This is a genomic window from Agromyces luteolus, from assembly GCF_009729855.1.
GTDB lineage: Bacteria > Actinomycetota > Actinomycetes > Actinomycetales > Microbacteriaceae > Agromyces > Agromyces luteolus.
Genome location: NZ_WODA01000025.1, coordinates 692,233 through 712,048, shown reverse-complemented (window position 1 = coordinate 712,048; position 19,816 = coordinate 692,233). Strand labels below are relative to the sequence as shown.

Annotated in this window: 19 protein-coding genes; 12 read left to right on the top strand and 7 right to left on the bottom strand. The window is 72.7% G+C overall.

Annotation, left to right across the window (positions count from 1 at the left end; all coding sequences use genetic code 11):
- Positions 1-26 precede the first annotated feature (26 nt).
- From GLX25_RS16940 to GLX25_RS16920, 5 genes are all read left to right on the top strand, one after another.
- Positions 27-470, top strand: coding sequence for a hypothetical protein (locus GLX25_RS16940; protein WP_155843705.1), 444 nt, complete (start codon positions 27-29; stop codon positions 468-470).
- Positions 467-868, top strand: coding sequence for a hypothetical protein (locus tag GLX25_RS16935; protein WP_155843704.1), 402 nt, complete (start codon positions 467-469; stop codon positions 866-868). Before GLX25_RS16940 ends, GLX25_RS16935 begins: the two co-directional genes overlap by 4 nt.
- A 39-nt stretch (positions 869-907) precedes the next feature.
- Complete coding sequence (gene fdxA, locus GLX25_RS16930; protein ID WP_129235541.1) at positions 908-1,228, top strand: ferredoxin; 321 nt, start codon at positions 908-910, stop codon at positions 1,226-1,228.
- Positions 1,229-1,230: 2 nt separating this feature from the next.
- A complete protein-coding gene (gene dapC / locus GLX25_RS16925; RefSeq protein WP_155843703.1) occupies positions 1,231-2,346 on the top strand; it encodes a succinyldiaminopimelate transaminase in 1,116 nt (371 codons plus the stop codon).
- Positions 2,347-2,539: 193 nt separating this feature from the next.
- The gene (locus tag GLX25_RS16920) at positions 2,540-3,838 is read left to right on the top strand and encodes a citrate synthase (protein ID WP_166548982.1); all 1,299 of its coding nucleotides are present in this window, start codon (positions 2,540-2,542) and stop codon (positions 3,836-3,838) included.
- A gap of 86 nt (positions 3,839-3,924) precedes the next feature.
- Here GLX25_RS16920 and ctlX read toward each other — a convergent pair whose 3' ends face one another.
- Entirely contained in the window at positions 3,925-4,911 is a 987-nt protein-coding gene (gene ctlX, locus GLX25_RS16915) for a citrulline utilization hydrolase CtlX (protein WP_155843702.1), read from the bottom strand.
- Positions 4,912-4,915: 4 nt separating this feature from the next.
- Complete coding sequence (locus GLX25_RS16910) at positions 4,916-5,944, bottom strand: ornithine cyclodeaminase (protein WP_155843701.1); 1,029 nt, start codon at positions 5,942-5,944, stop codon at positions 4,916-4,918.
- 123 nt (positions 5,945-6,067) lie between these two features.
- Between GLX25_RS16910 and GLX25_RS16905 the strand changes: the two genes are divergently transcribed.
- On the top strand, positions 6,068-6,499 hold the full coding sequence (locus GLX25_RS16905) for an Lrp/AsnC family transcriptional regulator (protein ID WP_155051607.1): 432 nt from the start codon (positions 6,068-6,070) through the stop codon (positions 6,497-6,499).
- 58 nt (positions 6,500-6,557) lie between these two features.
- Here the strand turns inward: GLX25_RS16905 and GLX25_RS16900 are convergent, their stop codons facing one another.
- Together GLX25_RS16900 and dapD are read right to left on the bottom strand one after the other, a co-directional pair.
- Positions 6,558-9,161 carry a penicillin acylase family protein gene (locus GLX25_RS16900; protein ID WP_271192482.1) on the bottom strand — a complete coding sequence of 868 codons (2,604 nt, stop codon included), beginning with the start codon at positions 9,159-9,161 and terminating at the stop codon, positions 6,558-6,560.
- A 110-nt stretch (positions 9,162-9,271) separates the two neighbouring features.
- Positions 9,272-10,228 carry a 2,3,4,5-tetrahydropyridine-2,6-dicarboxylate N-succinyltransferase gene (gene dapD, locus GLX25_RS16895; protein WP_155843700.1) on the bottom strand — a complete coding sequence of 319 codons (957 nt, stop codon included), beginning with the start codon at positions 10,226-10,228 and terminating at the stop codon, positions 9,272-9,274.
- 86 nt (positions 10,229-10,314) lie between these two features.
- On the opposite strand from dapD, the gene dapE reads away from it, so the two are divergent.
- The 3 genes from dapE (at position 10,315) to GLX25_RS16880 (ending at position 13,011) form a co-directional block, all read left to right on the top strand.
- A complete protein-coding gene (gene dapE / locus GLX25_RS16890; protein WP_155843699.1) occupies positions 10,315-11,418 on the top strand; it encodes a succinyl-diaminopimelate desuccinylase in 1,104 nt (367 codons plus the stop codon).
- Positions 11,419-11,426: 8 nt separating this feature from the next.
- Positions 11,427-12,671 carry a glycosyltransferase family protein gene (locus tag GLX25_RS16885; protein WP_271192481.1) on the top strand — a complete coding sequence of 415 codons (1,245 nt, stop codon included), beginning with the start codon at positions 11,427-11,429 and terminating at the stop codon, positions 12,669-12,671.
- Between the two features lie 166 nt (positions 12,672-12,837).
- A complete protein-coding gene (locus GLX25_RS16880; RefSeq protein ID WP_019179788.1) occupies positions 12,838-13,011 on the top strand; it encodes a DUF3117 domain-containing protein in 174 nt (57 codons plus the stop codon).
- Here GLX25_RS16880 and GLX25_RS16875 read toward each other — a convergent pair whose 3' ends face one another.
- Positions 13,012-13,644, bottom strand: coding sequence for an O-methyltransferase (locus tag GLX25_RS16875; protein WP_166548938.1), 633 nt, complete (start codon positions 13,642-13,644; stop codon positions 13,012-13,014).
- A 91-nt stretch (positions 13,645-13,735) separates the two neighbouring features.
- On the opposite strand from GLX25_RS16875, the gene GLX25_RS16870 reads away from it, so the two are divergent.
- The gene (locus tag GLX25_RS16870; RefSeq protein WP_154347937.1) at positions 13,736-14,125 is read left to right on the top strand and encodes a twin-arginine translocase TatA/TatE family subunit; all 390 of its coding nucleotides are present in this window, start codon (positions 13,736-13,738) and stop codon (positions 14,123-14,125) included.
- 52 nt (positions 14,126-14,177) lie between these two features.
- Here the strand turns inward: GLX25_RS16870 and GLX25_RS16865 are convergent, their stop codons facing one another.
- Entirely contained in the window at positions 14,178-15,746 is a 1,569-nt protein-coding gene (locus tag GLX25_RS16865; RefSeq protein ID WP_166548937.1) for a succinic semialdehyde dehydrogenase, read from the bottom strand.
- Between the two features lie 74 nt (positions 15,747-15,820).
- On the opposite strand from GLX25_RS16865, the gene GLX25_RS16860 reads away from it, so the two are divergent.
- Together GLX25_RS16860 and GLX25_RS16855 are read left to right on the top strand one after the other, a co-directional pair.
- A complete protein-coding gene (locus GLX25_RS16860; RefSeq protein WP_155843697.1) occupies positions 15,821-17,191 on the top strand; it encodes an MFS transporter in 1,371 nt (456 codons plus the stop codon).
- Positions 17,188-18,723 (top strand): pyridoxal phosphate-dependent decarboxylase family protein, encoded by a 1,536-nt coding sequence (locus tag GLX25_RS16855; protein WP_155843696.1) that lies wholly within the window; start codon positions 17,188-17,190, stop codon positions 18,721-18,723. Before GLX25_RS16860 ends, GLX25_RS16855 begins: the two co-directional genes overlap by 4 nt.
- 56 nt (positions 18,724-18,779) lie before the next feature.
- Here GLX25_RS16855 and GLX25_RS16850 read toward each other — a convergent pair whose 3' ends face one another.
- A complete protein-coding gene (locus GLX25_RS16850) occupies positions 18,780-19,790 on the bottom strand; it encodes a tocopherol cyclase family protein (RefSeq protein WP_155843695.1) in 1,011 nt (336 codons plus the stop codon).
- Positions 19,791-19,816: the final 26 nt, after the last annotated feature.

The following is a 19,816-nucleotide window of genomic DNA, read 5'->3' as shown; positions in this document are numbered from 1 at the left end:
CAGGCGCGACGGATAGACTCGCGCGCATGCCTCTCTTCTCCCGGCGTGCGCGCGCCGTCGCCGTCGTGGCGAGCCTCGCCGCGGCGACCCTGCTCTCCGGCTGCACGGGCACCGTGCAGGACCTCGTCGAGCGCGGGGTCGAGGACACCGTCGAGGACGCGACCGGCGGTCGGGTCGAGCTGAGCGGCGAGCTCCCGGCCGACTTCCCGGCGTCGGTGCCGATCATCGACGGCAGCATCGAGCTCGCCGGCGGGGCCGCGAGCTCGGACGGCTGGGTCGTGGTGCTCACGTCCGAGGCGGCCGACCCGCTGGGTGACGCACGCGCCGAGGTCGAGGGCGCGGGCTTCCGCGAGGACTCCACCCTCGCGCAGGCGAGCGCGGCGGGGACGGTCTACACCGACGGCGAGTTCCTCGTGATCCTCGCGGGCGAGGGCGGCACGGTGACCTACACCGTGACGCCGGCGCCGTGACCGCGGCGAGCGGGCGCCGGTCGCTCGGCTCCCGGATCGGCACTCTCGCGATCTCGTTCGCGGTCGGCGTGGTCTACGGAACGGTCGCGACGATCGGGCACCGGCACGCGTGGGAGATCGGCGGCGCGTCGATCCCGTGGGGCGTCGTCGCGGGCCTCGTCGGCGTCGCCGCACTGCTCCTCGGCATCCGCCTCGTGGCGGGCGGACGGGCGGCCGCCGCGGCCGCCGCGGCGGGCGTGGTCGGAAGCGTGGCCGTCCTGGCGCTCCCCGGCCCCGGCGGATCGGTGCTCGTCGCCGACGGCGTCGTCGGCATCGTCTGGGCGATCGGGCCCGCGATCGTTTCGGTATTGGTCGTCGCGTGGCCCTCGCTGCCGTCGCGCGAGGCGCGTCGCGCATAGACTGGCAGTCAAGCCTCATCGAAGGGACCGCGACCCACCGTGACCTATGTCATCGCCCTGCCGTGCGTCGATGTGAAGGACCGTGCCTGCATCGACGAGTGTCCCGTCGACTGCATCTACGAGGGTGAGCGTTCGCTCTACATCCACCCCGACGAATGCGTCGACTGCGGCGCCTGCGAGCCGGTGTGCCCGGTCGAGGCCATCTACTACGAGGACGACCTTCCCGACGAGTGGGCCGACTACTACAAGGCGAACGTCGAGTTCTTCGACGAGGTCGGCTCCCCGGGCGGCGCGGCGAAGGTCGGCGTCATCCCGAAGGACCACCCGCTGATCGCGGCGCTGCCCCCGCAGGGTCACTGACCATGGCGCTCGGGGCACTGCCCGAGTACCCCTGGGACCTGGTGGTCCCGTACCGCGATCGGGCGGCGGCGCACCGCGACGGCATCGTCGACCTCTCGATCGGATCGCCGATCGACCCGACGCCGCCGATCGTGCGCGACGCACTCGCGGCGGCCGCCGACGCGCACTCCTATCCGGCGACCGCCGGGACGACGGCCCTGCGACGCGCGATCGTGGACTGGTACGCGCGTCGGCGCGGCGTCGAGGGTCTCGAGACGGATGGCGTACTGCCGACGATCGGCTCGAAGGAGCTCGTCGCACTCCTGCCCTTCTTCCTCGGCGTGGGCGCCGGCGATGCCGTCGTCCATCCCATGGCGGCCTACCCGACGTACGAGATGGGTGCGATCTTCGCGGGCGCGGAGGCCGTGGCATCCGACGACCCGGCCGAATGGCCCGCGAACACCCGCCTCGTCTGGCTCAACTCGCCGGGCAACCCCGACGGTCGCGTGCTCGGCGTGCCCGAGCTGCGCCGCGCAGTGGAGCGGGCCCGCGAGCTCGGGGCGATCCTCGTCGCCGACGAGTGCTACGCCGAGCTCGGCTGGGAGGAGCCGTGGCACGAGGGGGCCGTCCCGAGCGTGCTCGACCCGGCCGTGACCGGCGGTGATCCGAGCGGGGTGCTCGCGATCTACTCGCTGTCGAAGCAGTCGAACATGGCCGGCTACCGTGCCGCGTTCGTCGCTGGCGATCCCGCGCTGATCGTCCGCCTCACGAAGGTCCGCAAGCACGCCGGGCTCATGGTCCCGGCCCCGCTGCAGGCGGCGATGGCCGTCGCGCTCGCGGACGACGAGCACGTGCGGGAGCAGAAGGCACGCTACCGGGCGAGACGCGACCTCCTCCGGCCCGCCCTCGAGGACGCCGGCTTCCGCATCGACCGCAGTGAGGCGGGCCTGTACCTGTGGGCGACCGAGGGACGCGACGCCTGGGAGTCGATCGGGCGCCTCGCCGACCTCGGCATCCTCGCCGGGCCCGGGCACTTCTACGGACCGCACTTCCCGCAGCACGTCCGGCTCTCGCTCACGGCGACGGACGAGCGGATCGGTCGTGCCGCCGACCGGCTTCGGGCGACCGCGGTGCGCTGAGGGCCGATCGTCACCGAATCGTCGCCAAGACTGTGGCACCGCTCCAATCGATCGCGTGATCCATTGGCGGATGCGACAGTGTGCGCCCGACCCGTCTAGGCTGTAGTCGGGCCGCGCGCGCCGACCGGTGCCGGGCCGGAGAGCAGGGAACCGCGAGACAGTGACGATCACAGGAGACGCCGTGAGCAACGTCGTGAACGAATCCGTCGGAGTCGACGCCGACACCGCGACGCTGAACTTCCCCGGTGGGACGGCGGAATTCCCGATCCACCGCGCCTCGCAGGGCAATGCGAGCATCGACGTCTCGACGCTCACCCGGCAGACCGGCCTCACCGCACTCGACTACGGGTTCGTCAACACCTCGTCGACGCGGTCGGCGATCACCTACATCGACGGCGAGCAGGGGATCCTGCGGTACCGCGGCTACCCGATCGAGGAGCTCGCCGAGCACTCGACCTACCTCGAGGTCGCCTGGCTGCTCATGTACGGCGAGCTGCCGACCGCCGACCAGCTCGGCGAGTTCGACGAGAAGATCCGGCGCCACACGCTCCTCCATGAGGACCTGAAGCGCTTCTTCTCCGCGCTCCCGCACACTGCGCACCCGATGGCCGTCCTCTCCAGCGCCGTCGCCGCGCTCTCGACGTACTACGAGGACTCGTCCGACCCGCACGATCCCGATCACGTCGAGCTCACGACCATCCGCCTGCTCGCGAAGATGCCGGTGATCGCCGCCTATGCGCACAAGAAGAGCATCGGCCAGGCGTTCCTCTACCCCGACAACTCGCTCAACTTCGTCGAGAACTTCCTGCGGCTGAACTTCGGCAACATGGCCGAGCCGTACCACATCGACCCGACGCTCGCGAAGGCGCTCGATCGGCTGCTGATCCTCCACGAGGACCACGAGCAGAACGCGTCGACGTCGACGGTCCGGCTCGTCGGTTCGACGGGTGCGAACCTGTACGCGTCCATCTCCGCCGGGATCCAGGCCCTGTCGGGCCCGCTCCACGGCGGCGCCAACGAGGCCGTCCTCCAGATGCTCGCGCAGATCCGCGACTCGGGCGAGGGCGTCGGCAAGTTCGTCGAGCGCGTCAAGCGCAAGGAGGACGGCGTCAAGCTCATGGGCTTCGGCCACCGGGTCTACAAGAACTACGACCCGCGCGCGAAGATCGTGAAGACGAGCGCCGACGCGGTGCTCGAGGGCCTCGGGGTGAACGACCCGCTGCTCGACATCGCCAAGGAGCTCGAGCAGTTCGCGCTCGAGGACGACTACTTCAAGCAGCGTCGCCTCTACCCGAACGTCGACTTCTACACCGGCGTGATCTACAAGGCCATGGGCTTCCCGACGCGCATGTTCACCGTCCTGTTCGCGATCGGCCGCCTGCCCGGCTGGATCGCGCACTGGCGCGAGATGAACCTCGACGGCGGCACCAAGATCGGCCGACCGCAGCAGCTGTACACGGGATCGCCCGAGCGGCACTACCCGATGCACTGAGCCGCGGCGCGGTCCGCGGCGAGCACGAACGGCCCGTCCCTCGGACGGGCCGTTCGTCGTTCCCGGCCCGGATGCCGCGGCGCGCGTCAGAGCGCGGCGATCTCGTCGGCGGCGGCGTCGTCCACCGGCGCCGAACGGTGCTCGACGAGACCCGGTCGCGGATCGAGGTGCACGCCGGCGAGCATGCAGCGCACGGACCCGCCGGCGAGCTCGATCGTCGGGACGTCGAGCGGCAGCAGCCGGGCCGTGCGCTCGATGCGCGCGCGCTGGTCGAGGTCCAGCGCGTCGAACGCCGTGCGGGAGAGCGCGAGCACGCGTCCCTCGGTGGACCAGAGCTCGAGCGCGTTGCCGGCGAAGGCGTCGACCTGCGCGTTGTCGAGCGCGATGACGTCGCGGCGGCCGCGTGCGGCCAGGCGCCCGAGCACCTCGTCGCGACGCGCGGGGGAGACGAACATGTCGGCGGCGACCAGCGCGAACTCCGTCGCGATGCTCAGGATCACGTTGGTGTGGTAGACCGCGACCCCTCGACCGTCGACCGCGTCGAAGACCATCGGCTCATAGCCGAAGTTCGTGCAGAAGCGCTCGAGCGCGATCGGATCGGCGCGGTTCGAGCGCGCGGCGTAGGCGATCCGAGACTCGTGGTCGAGCACCATCGCCCCCGTGCCCTCGAGGAAGACGTCGTCGTACTCGAGGCCCGAGTAGTCGATGACGTCCTGCACGCGGTACGTGGTCTTCAGCAGCTCGACGATGTCGCTGCGCCGCTCGGTGCGGCGGTTCGGCGTGAACATCGGGAAGAGCGCGATGTGACCGCCCGAATGCGTCGAGATCCAGTTGTTGGGGAAGACGCTGTCGGGCCGGTGGGTCGTCTCATCCTCGAAGAGGTGCACGGTCACGCCCGCCGCCTCGAGCGCGGCGGCCGCGCGCGTGACCTCGTCGTAGGCCGCCGCCGCGAGCCGGTCGGGGTCGAGTCCGTCGGCGTTCGGCTGGAAGCCGTTGTCGGCGAGGGTGTGCGGGTTCGGTGCGAAGTGGTGCGGCCGGACCATGACGACCGCGGCCGGCGACTGGACCGACATCCGCTCAGCCCACCGGGGAGTAGGCGCCGACGAGGCCGAAGAGGTCCTTCGGGTCGTCGGGGTCGGCGACCAGGTCGATCCGCTGCTCGTACCGGGTTCCGGCCACCTGGTCGCGGGCGTAGCGCAGGGCCGAGAAGTCCTCGATCGCGAAGCCGACCGAGTCGAACACCGTGATCGCCTCGGCGGAGGCGCGACCGGGCTCGCGGCCGGCGAGGACCTCCCACAGCTCGGTGACGGGGAAGTCGGCGGCCTTCGCCTGGATCTCGCCCTCGATGCGCGTCTGGGGCGTGTATTCGACGAACACGTCGGCGCGATCGAGGATCGCGGGGTCGAGCTCGGTCTTGCCGGGGCAGTCGCCGCCGATCGCGTTGAGGTGCATGCCCGGGCGGACCCATTCGTCCGCGACGACCGTCGCGCGGGCCTTGTCGGCCGTGCACGTCGTGACGATGTCGGCGCCCTCGAGCGCCTCCGCGGCGCTGCCGGCGACCTCGATCTCGAAGCCGAGGGGGAGCATGTTGCGGACGAACTTGGCGATCGCGTCGGGGTCGACGTCGAACACGCGGAGGGTCGTGATGCCGAAGGCGTGACGGAACGCGAGGGCCTGGAACTCCGCCTGGCTGCCGGTGCCGATCATCGCCATGACCCGGGAGTCGGGGCGTGCCAGCAGCTTCGCCGCGAAGGCGGAGGTCGCCGCCGTGCGGAGCGCGGTGAGCACGGTCATCTCGGCGAGGAAGGTCGGGTAGCCGTTGTGCACGTCGGCGAGCACGCCGAAGGCGGTGACGGTCTGGTAGCCGCGGGCGGGGTTCGACGGGTGCCCGTTGACGTACTTGAAGGCGTAGGACTCGTGATCGCTCGTCGGCATGAGCTCGATGACGCCGAACGGCGTGTGGCTCGCGACCCGGGGCGTCTTGTCGAAGCTCTCCCAGCGCGCGAAGTCCTGCTCGAGGTACTCCATGATCCCGGCGATGATGCGCTCGGGGCCGTTTGCGGCGACCCATCCGACCATGTTGCGTACGTCGACGAAGCTCGTCATCTCGTTCCCTTCAGTTCGTTGATTCGAGGGTACGATCCGTCGATATGCAACAGCAACGACCTCCTTGCTCACGGATCGTCAGCCAGATGCGCACAGTGCAAGACGTCGCTGTACGATATGCACATGGAACCGCTCGACGACCTCGACCGCCGGCTACTGGCCCTCCTCCGGGAGGACGGGCGGACGCCCGTGGCCGAGCTGTCGCGCCGGCTCGGCGTCGCCCGGGCGACCGTCACGGGCCGGATCGACCGGCTCGTGGCATCCGGCATCATCGTCGGCTTCTCGGTGCGCGTGCGCGACGAGACGGACCCGCTCTCGATCCACGCGATCTCGTTCATCGAGGTCGAGGGGCGCACGACCGACGACGTGATCAGGCGCCTGCGAGGGTTCCCCGAGATCATCGCGCTGCACACGACGAACGGGGGATGGGACCTCGTCGCCGAGCTCCGCACGGAGACCCTCGGCGAGTTCGACCGCGTGCTTGGGCGCATCCGTTCGATCGACGGCGTGGTCAACAGCGAGACGAGCCTGCTGCTGAGCTCGGTGCTCCGCTGAGCCGCGCGACGCGCCGGGCGCCGAGCGGCCGCGCCGCGCGGCGCGGCCGGGCGTCGCGTCAGCGTCCGGGCTGCAGGACGAGCGCGTCGGTCGCCGCCCGCCGCACCGCGCGGGTCGAGAACGGCCACTCGCGCGTCTCGCCCTGCTGCCACAGCTCGGCCTGGTCGTCGTAGTGCGGATGGAAGGCGTGGCCCGAGGCGCCGGTCAGGTTCACCCAGGTCGAGTCGTTGAAGTTCTCGAGGTCGACGACCATGCGCATCGAGGGCACCCAGTTCACCTCGTAGCCGAGCGTGGCGTCCCAGCCGTTGGCGTTCACGATCGCCGAACCGCCGCCCGTCTCGTACGGACCGCGGTTGAACAGCCATTCGATGGGGCCGATGCCCGACTCGCCGAACGTCTGGTTCGTCAGGGTCAGCGTGTGCAGGCCGCCCCAGCGCCATGACGCGGGGTCGTCGCCCATGAGCCCGGATGCCTCGGCCCACGCGGCGTCCAGGGCGGCGGCGAGCACGGCATCGCGTCCGGTCGCCCCGGTCGCGCGATCGGTCCACCACTCGTCCTCCGGCTGGCCGAGCAGGGTCCCGAGCACGGAGAACCACCGGTCGCCGCCGACCGGTCGGGTCGACTCTGGGAGCCCGCCGAACATGCCGTCGAGGAGGTTCCGCCAGAACACCGCGAAGTACGCCGCCTGGGCGCTGTCGACGTCGGCCGACGCGTCCCAGTCGGCGAGGAGGCGCGCACCCCGCGCGGCGTCGCCGTCGAGGTCGAGCTCGGCGATCACCGGCAGGAACGCCTCGGCGTTGGCGTCGCGGGTGTCGAACTGGATCGCGCCCATGTCCTCGACCGTGATCGGCTCGCCCGCGGCGATGAGCTCGCCCAGGCGGCGTTCGATGCCCTCGGCGCGGTACCCGAGGTCCCAGTCGCGCGTGAGCAGCGGGCCGTCCTGCTCGACGGCGTTGTTCGCCGTCACGATGTACCCGCGCTCGGGGTTCAGCACCGACGGGAGTTCCTCGTAGGGCACCGTCCCCGTCCAGCCGTTCTCGCTCGTCCAGCCGGGCAGCGGCACCGTGCCGTCGCCCGAGGCCCGCACCGGGATGCGCCCCGGCGCCTGGTAGCCGATGTTGCCCTCGACGTCGGCGTACACCAGGTTCTGCGAGGGCACCTCGAAGCGCTCGGCGGCGTCCCGGAACTCCTGCCAGGTGGATGCCCGGTTCATGGCGAAGATCGACTGCGGCGTGCGGCCCGGCTGCAGCGCCGTCCACTGCAGGGAGACCTCGAGCTCGGGCTCGCCCGCGCCCTCGACGGGCTCCTCCGCTCCGTCGGCGGTCGGCGCATACCCCTCGGCGACCGCGGCGAAGTCCGAGCCGATGTCGGTCACGATCGGTCCGCGCGCGGTCGAGCGCACGGTGATCGTCACGGGCTCGCCGCCGGCGACCTCGATGACCTCCTCGCGCGTCGTGAGCGGCTCGAGCGCGCCGTCGAACTCGTACGAGTCGTCGGCGACGCGCTCGAGGTAGAGGTCGGCCACGTCTGGCCCGAGGTTGGTGAACCCCCAGGCGATGCGCTCGTTGTGGCCGATGATGATCCCGGGGAGCCCCGAGAACCCGAAGCCGGCGACGTCGAACGTGCAGTTCGGGGTGGGCTCGGCGCAGTGCAGGCCCATCTGGACCCAGATCGACGGCATGGCCGGCCCGAGGTGGGGATCGTTCGCGAGCAGCGGCATGCCCGTGTCGGTGAGCGCGCCCGAGACGACCCACGAGTTCGAGCCGATGTCGCCGCCCTCGGGTCCGAGCAGTTCCGGCAGGGCGTCGAGCCGTGCGGCGAGGTCGCCGAGCACGCTCGCGGTCTCGTCGTCGGCCGGCATCGTGCCGGCGGACGCCTCGATCCCGGCGGCCGACGCGTCGACGGCCCGCACGTCGAGGGCGGCTGGCGCCGCCGGCGCAGGCCCGCCGACGATGGTCGGCTTGGCCGACCAGGGGAACGCGGGGTGGAGCTCGGCGACCTGCTCGGAGGAGAGCCCGGAGGCGAGGAGGAGCGCACGGTCGATCTCGTCGCCGAGGTTCGACCTGAGGTCCCAGGCCATCGCCTTGAGCCAGGCGATCGAGTCGACCGGGGTCCACCGCTCGGGCGCGTAGCCGGGGTTCTGCAGGGCGAGCACGCCGTACTCGAGCGAGAGCTCCACTCCCGATCGTTCGGCGAGGTAGGCGTTCACGCCGTCGGCGTACGCCTCGTACAGCGCCCGGGTCCCGTCGTCGAGCATCTCGAACTCCTGCTCGGCGATGCCGCGCCAGTCGAGCGTGCGGATGAACGCGTCGGTCGCGACCTGCGACTCGCCGAAGAGCTCCGCGACGCGGCCCGCGGTGACGTGCCGGCGGAAGTCCATCTCCCAGAAGCGGTCCTGCGCGTGCACGTAGCCCTGCGCGAAGAGCAGGTCGTGGTCGGTCTCGGCGACGAGCTGGGGGATGCCCGCGTCGTCGCGGTACACCGTCACGGCGCCGTTCAGGCCGGGGACCGAGATCCGCCCCGACTCGACGGGGAACGAGCGGTGCACCGTCCACCAGCCGAACCCGACGGCCGCGACGCCGAGCACGAGCACCGTGACGAGCGCCCCGACGAGGAACTTCGCCCATCCGGTCCGTCGGGTCCTCGGCGCGTCGGTTCCCACGTCACTCCTTCGTGTCGGCGCATGGCTCGGGCCGCCCGTCCGAGCGGCCCCGGGTCATCACTGTACCCCGGCGACCGCGGCGACGAGGGTCGCGCCGCCGAGCTCCGGGATCAGGCGTGCAGCGCGGCGTTCAGCGCGATGCCGCCGCCCGAGCGCGAGAGCACCTCGACGCGCCCGTCGAGCGAGTTCCGGCGGAACAGCAGGTTCGGCAGGCCGGAGAGCTCGACGGCCTTGGCGATCCGGTCGCGCTCCCCCGGGCCGCCCCGGAGCACCACCTTCGTGCCCGCCGTCACGTAGAGGCCGGCCTCGACCACGGAGTCGTCGCCGATCGAGATGCCGATGCCCGAGTTCGCGCCGAGCAGCGCGCGCTCGCCGATCGACACGCGCTGGGTGCCGCCGCCCGACAGCGTGCCCATGATCGAGGCGCCGCCGCCGATGTCGCTGCCGTCGCCGACGACGACGCCCTGCGAGACGCGGCCCTCCACCATCGAGGAGCCGAGGGTGCCGGCGTTGAAGTTCACGAAGCCCTCGTGCATCACCGTCGTGCCGGGCGCGAGGTGCGCGCCGAGGCGCACGCGCGACGCGTCGGCGATGCGCACGCGCTCGGGGACCACGTAGTCGAGGAGGCGGGGGAACTTGTCGAGCCCGGTGACGTGGATGCCGGCGCGCTGGAGCGCCGAGCGGAGCCGGTCGAGGTCGTCGGGGTGCACCGGGCCGGCGTTGGTCCAGGCGACGTTCGGGAGGTGTCCGAAGACGCCGTCGAGGTCGAGCCCGTTGGGACGGACGAGCAGGTGCGAGAGCAGGTGGAGCCGCAGGTAGGCGTCGGACGTGCTCGCCGGGGCGTCGGCGAGGCGGATGGCGACACGCACCGCCTCCACGCGGACCCCGCGCCGCTCGTCCGGACCGACCGACCCGGGCGGCGGCTCCCACGCCGGCGCGTCGGCGGGCTCGCCGAGCTGCGGGGCCGGGAACCACGTGTCGAGCACCGTGCCGTCGCCGGCGATCGTGGCGAGGCCGTCGCCCCAGGCGGTGGCGGGCGCGGTCGGGTTCGACGAGTCTGCGGGCATGCTCCAAGGGTACCGAGCACGACGGGGCGGCGACGGCGGATGACGCGGCGCGGGAGCGCGGCATCCGCCCTCGTAGACTCGGGGACATGGCTGCACCCGCCAGGCCCACGGCCGCGCTCGACCTGTCCGCCGACGTCGTCTCCATCACGCAGGCGATCTGCGACGTCCCGAGCGTCTCGGGGGAGGAGGGCCTGCTCGCCGACCTCGTGCAGGACGCCCTCGCGGATGCCGCGCACCTCGACGTGTTCCGCGACGGCGACACGATCGTGGCGCGGACGGACCTCGGGCGCGACCGGCGCGTCGTCATCGCCGGGCACCTCGACACGGTGCCGATCAACGGCAACGTGCCGACCCGGTTCGAGGTCGACGGCGACCGGCAGGTGCTGTGGGGGCGGGGGACGGTCGACATGAAGGCGGGCGTCGCGGTGCAGCTGAAGCTCGCGCGCGAGCTCGTCGCCCCGATCGTCGACGTGACGTGGATGTGGTACGACCACGAGGAGGTCGCCGCCGACCTGAACGGGCTCGGCCGCGTCCTGCGATCGCGACCCGACCTCTTCGCGGCCGACTTCGCGATCCTCGGCGAGCCGACCCGCGGCGAGGTCGAGGGCGGCTGCAACGGCACCCTGCGCGTCGAGCTGCGCGCGACCGGGCGCCGGGCGCACTCCGCGCGCGGCTGGGTCGGCGAGAACGCGATCCACAAGCTCGCGCCAGCGCTCGAGCGGCTCGCGACGTACGAGGCGGAGACCGTGCGCGTCGACGGCCTCGACTACCGCGAGGGGCTGAACGCCGTCTTCATGCACGGCGGCATCGCGGGCAACGTCATCCCCGACGACGCCGTGCTCACGCTGAACTACCGCTTCGCGCCGAGCCGCTCCGTCGAGGAGGCGACCGAGCACGTCCGGGCGCTCTTCCCCGAGTACGAGCTCACGGTCACCGACGCGTCGGAGGGTGCGCGGCCCGGCCTCGACGACCCGCTCGCGCAGGAGTTCGTCCACGCCGTGGGCGCCGACGCGCAGCCGAAGTACGGGTGGACGGATGTCGCGCGCTTCAGCGCGCTCGGCATCCCGGCCGTGAACTTCGGTCCGGGCGACCCGCTCCTCGCGCACGCCGACGACGAGCGCGTGGACTGCGACGAGATCCTCGCCTGCGAGGCCGCGTTGCGCGGCTGGCTCACGGGGTCGGCGCGCTGAGCCGATCCGTGGGCGTGGAGACCGCGGCGGGTGCGCCGGAGCCGCGGGACGCGGACGCGCACCGCGTCGGACGCTGGTCCCCGCGCGTGCGGTGGCGCCTCCTGCCGTGGTGGGGGCGGGTCGTCGTCGTGTACGTCGCCGCGCGCGTCGTCTCGATCGTCATCGTGCTGCAGTTCGCGCACGCGCAGGCCGCGAGCGCGTGGACCGAGGCCCGGCCCGGGTACTTCGAGTACGCCAACATCTGGGACGGCCGCTGGTACGCGTTCATCGCCGCCGCCGGGTATCCGACCGAGCTGCCGCTCACGGACGACGGCCACGTCGCCGAGAACGCGTGGGCGTTCCTCCCCGTCTTCCCCGGCATCGTGCGGATCCTCACCGTCGTCGGCGTCCCGTGGGACCTGGCCTCCGTCGTCGTCTCGCTCGTCGCCGGCCTCGCCGCGGCGCTCGTGTTCCACCGGCTCATGTCGCGGTTCCTCGAGCCCGACCAGGCCCTGTTCGCGGTCGTGCTCTTCTGCGTCGCGCCCGTGTCGCCGATCATGGGGTTCGGCTACGCCGAGGCGCTCGGCTTCCTCTGGCTGGCCCTCGCGCTCCTGCTCCTCGTCGACCGACGGTACGGATGGCTCGTGCCAGTGATCGGCATCTGGGCCTTCACGCGGCCGGGCGCGCTCGCGTTCGCGCTGGCGCTCGGCCTGCACTGGATCGTGCGCTGGTTCACGCGGTCGCGCGACCCGTTCCCCGTGCGCGAGCGCGTGGTCGCGGCATCCGTCACCCTGTTCGCGGCCGTGGTCGGACTCGCCTGGCCGGCGATCGCGTGGGCGTTCACCGGGGAGCCGGCCGCCTACACCGACACCGAGCTCGCGTGGCGCGCGCCCTACATCGGATACGTGGAGCTCGTACCGCTCACGCCCTGGTTCCAGTCCGGGGACTGGTGGCTCGGGCAACCGATGGGGACGATCCTGCCCATCGCGCTGGTGGTGGCCTTCGGCGCGCTGCTCTTCACGCCCTGGGTCCGGCGTCTGGGCGTCGACATCAGGCTCTGGCTCGCGAGCTACGCGCTGTACCTGCTCGCCGTGTTCTTCCCGCAGTCGAGCACGTTCCGGCTCCTCGCGCCCCTCTTCCCCGTGGTCGGCGCGTTCGCCGTGCCGCGCTCGCCGTGGTGGCGGGCCTCGCTCGTCGCGGTCTCGATCGCGCTGCAGGTCGCGTGGCTGCGCATCGGGTGGTTCATCGACGGCTACGACTGGACCCCGCCGTGATCGCCGGCCGGCCGTCCGGCCGCGCCGCCGTCGGTGATCGGCCGGTGCACGGACGACGTCGGACGCGTGAACGGCCGCCCGTGTCGTCCACAAACCGGAGCCCGGTGTCCCGGTGCACGGTCTCGATACGAGATAATGGAGATTCAGCCACGAAAGGGGTAGCTCAATGGCGGCCATGAAGCCACGCACTGGAGACGGACCGATGGAGGCTGTGAAGGAGGGGCGGCTCATCATCGTGCGCGTGCCCCTCGAGGGTGGCGGTCGCCTCGTCGTCTCGGTGAACGACGCTGAGGCCAAGGAGCTCTACGACGTCCTGGGCGGCGTCGTCAACGCGGCCTAGTCAGGCGCCCAGCTTCACGATCTGCAGCAGGCCGTCCCCGGCCGGCGAGATGGCGGTGACCACGGCGGTGGAGGCCGCGAGCTCCGAGACGAGCCCGCGGAACGCCGTCGCCACGTCGTCCCGTCGCGCCGGGTCGGCCACCCTCCCCTTCCACAGGGCGCGGGCCACGAGCACGCTTCCGCCCGGCTTGGCCAGGCGAAGCCCGTGCTCGACGTACTCGATGACCGAGGCGGCGTCCGCATCGACGACCACGAGGTCGTAGGATCCCTCGTTCATCCGAGGCAGGACCTCGCCCGCACGACCCGCGATGAGGCGGACCCGTGCGGGGGCGATGCCGGCGTCGGCGAAGTGCTCGCGCGCGTGCTGCTGGTACTCGGTCTCCGAGTCGATCGACGTCAGGTGCGCCGACCGTGCGGCCTGCAGCATGCAGAGCCCCGAGACGCCCACGCCGGTGCCCACCTCGATGATCGCCCGCGCGTCGCTCGCCGCGGCGATCACCGCGAGCTGCGCGCCGACGGCCGGCGAGACGGGATCGACACCGAGCTCGAGGGACTGCAGGCGTGCCTTCGCGATCGACTCGGACTCGACGACGGATTCGTCGACGTACTTCCAGTTGAGGTCGTGTTCGGACACGTGGCGGCTCCCGGGGCTTCTGTCGACCCCCAAGCCTAGGGGTCGAGGCAACGGTCGATCGCACGCCTCGCCGCCGACTATCCTTGACCGCATGGGCGGCCTCACCTTCGACAAACTCCTCATCATCGGGGTGATCGCCGTGTTCGTGCTCGGTCCGGAGCGGCTCCCGCACTACGCGGCGCAACTCGGCCGGTTCGTGCGCTCGCTGCGCGACATGGCCAACGGTGCGAAGGACCGCATGCGCGAGGAGATGGGCCCCGACTTCGACGACGTCGACTGGCGCAAGCTCGACCCGCGCCAGTACGACCCGCGACGCATCGTGCGCGAGGCGCTGAGCGACGTCGACCCGTTCGCCGAGCCCGCGAAGCCGGTCGTCGCGAGGGCGGCGGTGAACGAGAATTCCGCGTACCTGCAGCGCAAGCGCAAGCTCGACGCGATCGCCGCGGGCGAGTCGGCGCCGTTCGACTCCGAGGCGACCTGAGCCGGCCGCCGGCCGCGGTCGTCGCGCGCTCGGCGTCCCCGGCCGGGTTCCGCTAGGCGCGGCGGATGGCGCGGAGCGCCCGCGCGAGCACGACCAGCAGGCCGCTGAGCCGCGCGTAGTCGCGCCCGGTGTGCGGCAGCGGGATGATCCGCGTGTTCACCGACACCGTCACCGGGTCGACGAAACGGAGGAGGCCCTCGCGCCCGTTGCGACGGCCGATCCCGGACGCCTTGACCCCGCCCATCGGCGCGTCGACCGAGCCGAAGCTGCCGCGGTACCCCTCGTTCACGTTGACGCTGCCCGCGTCGAGCTGGTCCGCGACGCGGAGCGCCCGACGGGTCGAGCCCGCGAGCACCGACGCGTTGAGGCCGTACTCCGAGGCGTTGGCGGCGAAGATCGCCTCGAGTTCGTCGTCGACCACGTGGAGCGACGCGATCGCCCCGAAGGTCTCCTCGTCGAGCACGCGCATGCCGGGTGCGACGTCGGTCAGGACGGTCGGCTCGAACGCCCACGGCCCGACATCCGGCCGCGCGCTGCCGCCGACCAGCACCCGGGCGCCCTTCGCGAGCGCGTCGTCGAGGTGGCCGCGGATCCGGTCGAGCTGGGCCGCCGTCGCGAGGCTGCCGTAGTCGGCGTCGTGGTCGAGGCCCGAGCCGATCCGCGGGTCGGCCAGGCGCGCGGCGAGCGCCGCGGTGAAGGCGTCGGCGACGCGTCGGTGCACGTAGATCCGCTCGACCGACACGCACAGCTGGCCCATCGACGAGAAGCACGCGTGCGCGGCATCCGCCGCCGCCTGCTCGACGTCGACGTCGTCGAGCACGATCAGCGCGTTCTTGCCGCCGAGTTCGAGGGAGGCGCCCACGAGCCGCCGTCCGGCCTTCTCGGCGATCCGGCGTCCGGTCGCGGTCGACCCGGTGAAGCAGATGTAGTCGGCCTCGTCGGTCAGGGCCTCGCCGACCTCGGTCGCGTCGCCGGAGACGACGGCCCAGAGCGATTCCGGAAGCCCCGCGTCGATGAAGGCGCGCCGGAGCGCGAGGACGGACAGGGTGCCCTGGTCGTCGGCCTTCTGCACGACGGCGCAGCCGGCGGCGAGGGCCGGGATCACGTCCATCGCGGCGAGGCTGATCGCGTAGTTCCACGGGGTGATGACGCCGACGACGCCCTTCGAGCGGTAGCGGACGCGCGTGGACAGGGCGACGGGGATGCCCGCGCGCCGGCGGCCGCCGCGGAGGACGCGGCGCGCCTTGAGCGCGTTCCACCGCGTCACGGAGAAGGCCTGGAAGACCTCCTCGAACGCCTGGCCGCGCGTCTTGCCACTCTCGAGCTGGGTGAGGTCGAGGAGCTCCTCGCGCCGTTCGACGATGAGGTCGTGCGCGCGCAGCAGGATCCGGCGACGCGCGGCGAACCCGGCCCGGGCCCACGCGACCTGCGCCAGGCGCGCGCGCGAGACCGCTCCGCGGACGTCGTCGGCACTCGATCGCGGAAGGTCGACGAGCGTCTCGCCGGTCGCCGGAGTGGGGATCGCGGCCGTGCGGCCGGTCGTGGCGATGAGGTCGGCGACGAGGGCGTCGCGCGCGGGGCTGTGGGTGACGGCCGGGGTTCGGGTGGCGGCGTTGGACACCCGGCCAGTCTAGGCGTGCCGCGACCGGGGGAGCGTGTCCGGATCGGCCTGGCCGACTGGGTAGGCTTCCCCGCATGACTTCCCCCGAACGGCGGGTCTCTCGCGGCATCGTGGCCCGGTACGCCATCGGTTCGATCGGCACCGGCGGCTTCGCGACGCTGCCCGGGCTCGTGCTCGTCTTCTACCTCACCGACACGCTCGGCGTCACCGCACTGCTCGCCGGACTCGTCGTCACCGCAGCCAAGGTGTGGGACGTGGTCATCGACCCGTGGATCGGCGAACGGAGCGACCACGCCCTCGCCGTCTCGGGCACGCGCCGCACCTGGATGCGCGTCGGCGCGATGGCGCTCCCGCTCGCGTTCGTCGTCACCTTCGCCGCACCCGCCGGACTCGGCCCCGTCGTCGCGGGCGCGTGGGTCATGGTCGCCTTCCTCGCCACCGCGACCGCGTTCAGCCTGTTCCAGGTGCCGTACATCGCGCTGCCCGCCGAGCTCACCGACGACTACGACGCGCGCACGCGCCTGCTGACGTGGCGCGTGGTCGTGCTGAGCCTCGCGATCCTGTTGTTCGGCGCAGGCGGCCCGATGCTCCGCCGGGTCGGCGGCGACGACGAGGCGCTCGGCTACCTCGTGATGGCCGTCGTCGCCGGTCTCGTCATCGGCATCGGCATGCTGGTGGCCACGACGACCGCTCCGACCGGCATGGTCGTCCGGGAGCGCGAGCGTCGCAGTCTCGCCGACGGCTACGCGGAGGGCCTCGCCGCACTGCGCCGCAGCCGGCCGTTCCGGCTGCTGCTCTCCGGCTTCCTCCTGCAGGGGCTCGCGACCGGCGTCATGCTCGCGGGCGCGAACTACGTCGCGGTCTGGGTCCTCCACTCCGAGGACGCGCTGACGTTCCTCTTCGTCGCCCTCATCGGCCCGGCGATCCTGTGCGCGCCGCTCTGGGGCCGGCTGGCGCGTCGCATCGGGAAGGAGCGGTCGTACGTCCTCGCGAGCCTCGCGTTCGCCGTGGCATCCGCCGCCCTCGTCGGCATGCTCTGGGCGCCGGGCGCCTGGGTGTACGCGCCCGTCGCGATCGCGGGCGCCGCGTACGCGGGCATGCAGTCGCTGCCGATGGCGATGCTGCCGGATGTCGTGGCGCACGACGCGCGGACGAACGGCCCGGGCCGCGCGGGCACGTTCGGCGGCGTCTGGACCGCCGGCGAGACCACCGGGATGGCGCTCGGCGCGACGCTGCTCACGATCGTGCTCGCCGCGACCGGGTACCTCGAGTCGGTCGGATCGGCCGTCGTCGCGCAGCCCGACGCGGCGGTCGCGGGCATCGCGCTGAGCTTCAGCGTGCTCCCCGCCGTGCTCGTGCTCGTCAGCCTCGTCCCGCTCCTGCGCTACCCGCTGCGGCGCGCGGACATCGACGCCCCCGCCCCGACCGAGGAGATCGCCCGATGAACGCCTTCGAACGCGAGCCCGACGAGGTGCTCGCGGAACTCGCCGCGCTGCGCGAGGGCGACGCGCCCACGCACGGCGGCCGGGTGCTCTCGTACGTGTACGACTCCGGCCTCGCCGAGCTCGACGAGCTCGCCGCGCGCGCGGCGCGCCTCGTGCAGCCGGTCAACGGCCTCGATCCGACCACGTTCACCTCCGTCGCGGCGATGGAGGCCGGCGTCGTCGGCTTCGCGCGCCGGGTGTTCCACGGCGGGCCCGCCGGGGCGGGCGTAGATGAGGCGGGCACCGAGGTCGTCGGCTCGGTCACGTCCGGCGGCACCGAGAGCTGCCTGCTCGCCGTGAAGACGGCGCGCGACGCCTGGCGCGCGGCCCGCCCCGGCGACGAGCGGATGCCGCGGCTCGTCGCCCCGACGACGGTGCACGCCGCGTTCCACAAGGCGGCGCACTACTTCGGGCTCGCGCTCGACCTCGTCCCGGTCTCCGCGGAGACCGGTGCGCCGTCGGTCGCCGACGTGGTCGAGCGGCTCGACGACGACGTCGCGCTCGTCGTGATGAGCGCGCCGTCCTACCCGTTCGCGACCCTCGATCCGGTCGGGGAGGTCGCCGCGGAGACCGCCGACCTCGGGATCGCCCTCCACGTCGACGCGTGCATCGGCGGCTTCGCGCTCGCCTTCCAGGAGGGGCTGCCCGACTGGGACTTCCGCGTGCCGGGGGTCACGAGCCTCTCCGCGGACCTGCACAAGTACGGCTACGCGCCGAAGGGCGTGTCGGTGCTCCTCCAGCGCGGCCGCGACCGGCAGCGCCGCCAGTACTTCGCGACCACCGCGTGGCCGGGCTATCCGGTCGTGAACCCGACGATGGCGGGCTCCAAGCCGGCCGGCCCGCTCGCCGCGGCGTGGGCGATCGTCCAGGTGCTCGGCGAGTCCGGGTTCGCGGAGCTCACGGCGCGGGCGACGGCGGCGACCGCGACCCTCCGCGAGGCGATCGACGGCATCGAGGGCCTCGCCGTCGTCGGCGACCCCGTGGGTCCGCTGCTGGCGGTCCGCACCGACGAGTCGGTGCTCGCCGAACGGCGCGTCGACCCCCACCACTGGGCGGATGCCGCGCGCGGCGCCGGGTGGCACCTGCAGCTGCAGCCTGGCACGGTCCAGGCCGACGGCACCGTGCTGCCGCACACCACGCACCTCACGATCACGCCGGTCACCGACCACGTCGTCGGCGAACTGGTGCCGGCGCTCGCGGCCGCCGCGGACACCGTGCGCGGCGTGCCCGCGGTGGACGGCCGCGCGCTGGTCGCCGGGCTCGCCGGGCAACTGCCCGGCGGCGCGGATGCGCTCGCCGCGGCATCCGCCGGGATCGACTCGGACGGCGCGGCGCTGCTGCTCGGGGCGTTCGGGCTGCTCGGCGGCGACGGCGCGGGCGGAGCGCTGCCCGACCGGATGGCGCCCGTGCTCGCGCTCGTCGAGGCGCTCCCCGGGCCGCTCACCGAGCGGCTCCTCGTCGAGCTGCTCGCACGCGTCGTCGAGCCGCGCTGAGGTCCGGCGCGGCGCCGGGCCGCCGGGCGGGCCGCCGGGCCGCCGGGCCGGCCAGCTCAGAGTGCGAGCATCCGGTCGGTGTCGCCGAACACCTCCAGGCCGGCGCACTCCGCGACGCCTTCGAGCAGCGTGGTCCCATCGTGCGCGACGTGGCGGAGGGTGATGCGCGCGTCGAGCGTCTCCTCGACCCGCTGGTGCATCGCGGTCCGCAGCGGGGCGTGCAGCAGGCCGCCGCGCACGCGCTCGGCCTCGAGGTCGATCACCCCGTCGGGGCCGGCGAGCGACCACCGCACGTGCGTGTCGTCGATCTCGAGCCGCCGCTCCTCCGAGCGGTTGTACGTCGTCCAGCGGTGCAGGCGGCCGCTGTGCTCGAGCCCGACGATCGAGCCCCGGAAGTTCCCGCCGAGCCAGGGGATGATCGCGACGGACGCGATGAGCGAGGCATCCGGATGCTCGCCGTCGGCGTGGTCGACGTGGTTGCTCGCCATCCAGACGTAGCCCGACGGGAACGCCCGGCCCCAGTCCTTCTCGATGTAGCCGCGCCCGCCGTCGAAGGACTCCTCGGCGCCCTCGACCTCGAGCGTGCCCCGGAGGCCGTGGCCGAACGACACGATGCCGTGGAAGCACTCCATGAACGGCACGAGCCCGTACCAGCCCATGATGCCCGGCTCGCGGAGCGTCACCGGCCATGGTCGGAGCGGTTCCGCGTGCTCGATGCGCCCGCGCAGCTGCGGGAGGTCGAGCGTGACGCCGCGCGCGTCGAACCGGTTGGGGCCGACCTCGACGTGGAACCCGCGCGCGGACGCCGAGAAGGCGTCGACCGGGAACCGGTGGTACCACGATCGCCCGGTGAGGCCGTCGAGGACCTGCACGAACGCCTCGTCGCAGCCGCCTCCGTCGTCGTCGGCGATGCCGCGGAACACGCCCGGGATCACCGCCCAGCGGTGCGCCCGGTCTTGCGACACGAGCTTCACGTACCAGCCCTCGAAGAAGCCGCGCCGCACGCCGTGACCGTGGAACGCCTCGGGGTGACGCACCCCGCGCAGCCATTGGGCCGGTGTCCGCATGCGGCCAGCGTACCGGCGCCACGCCG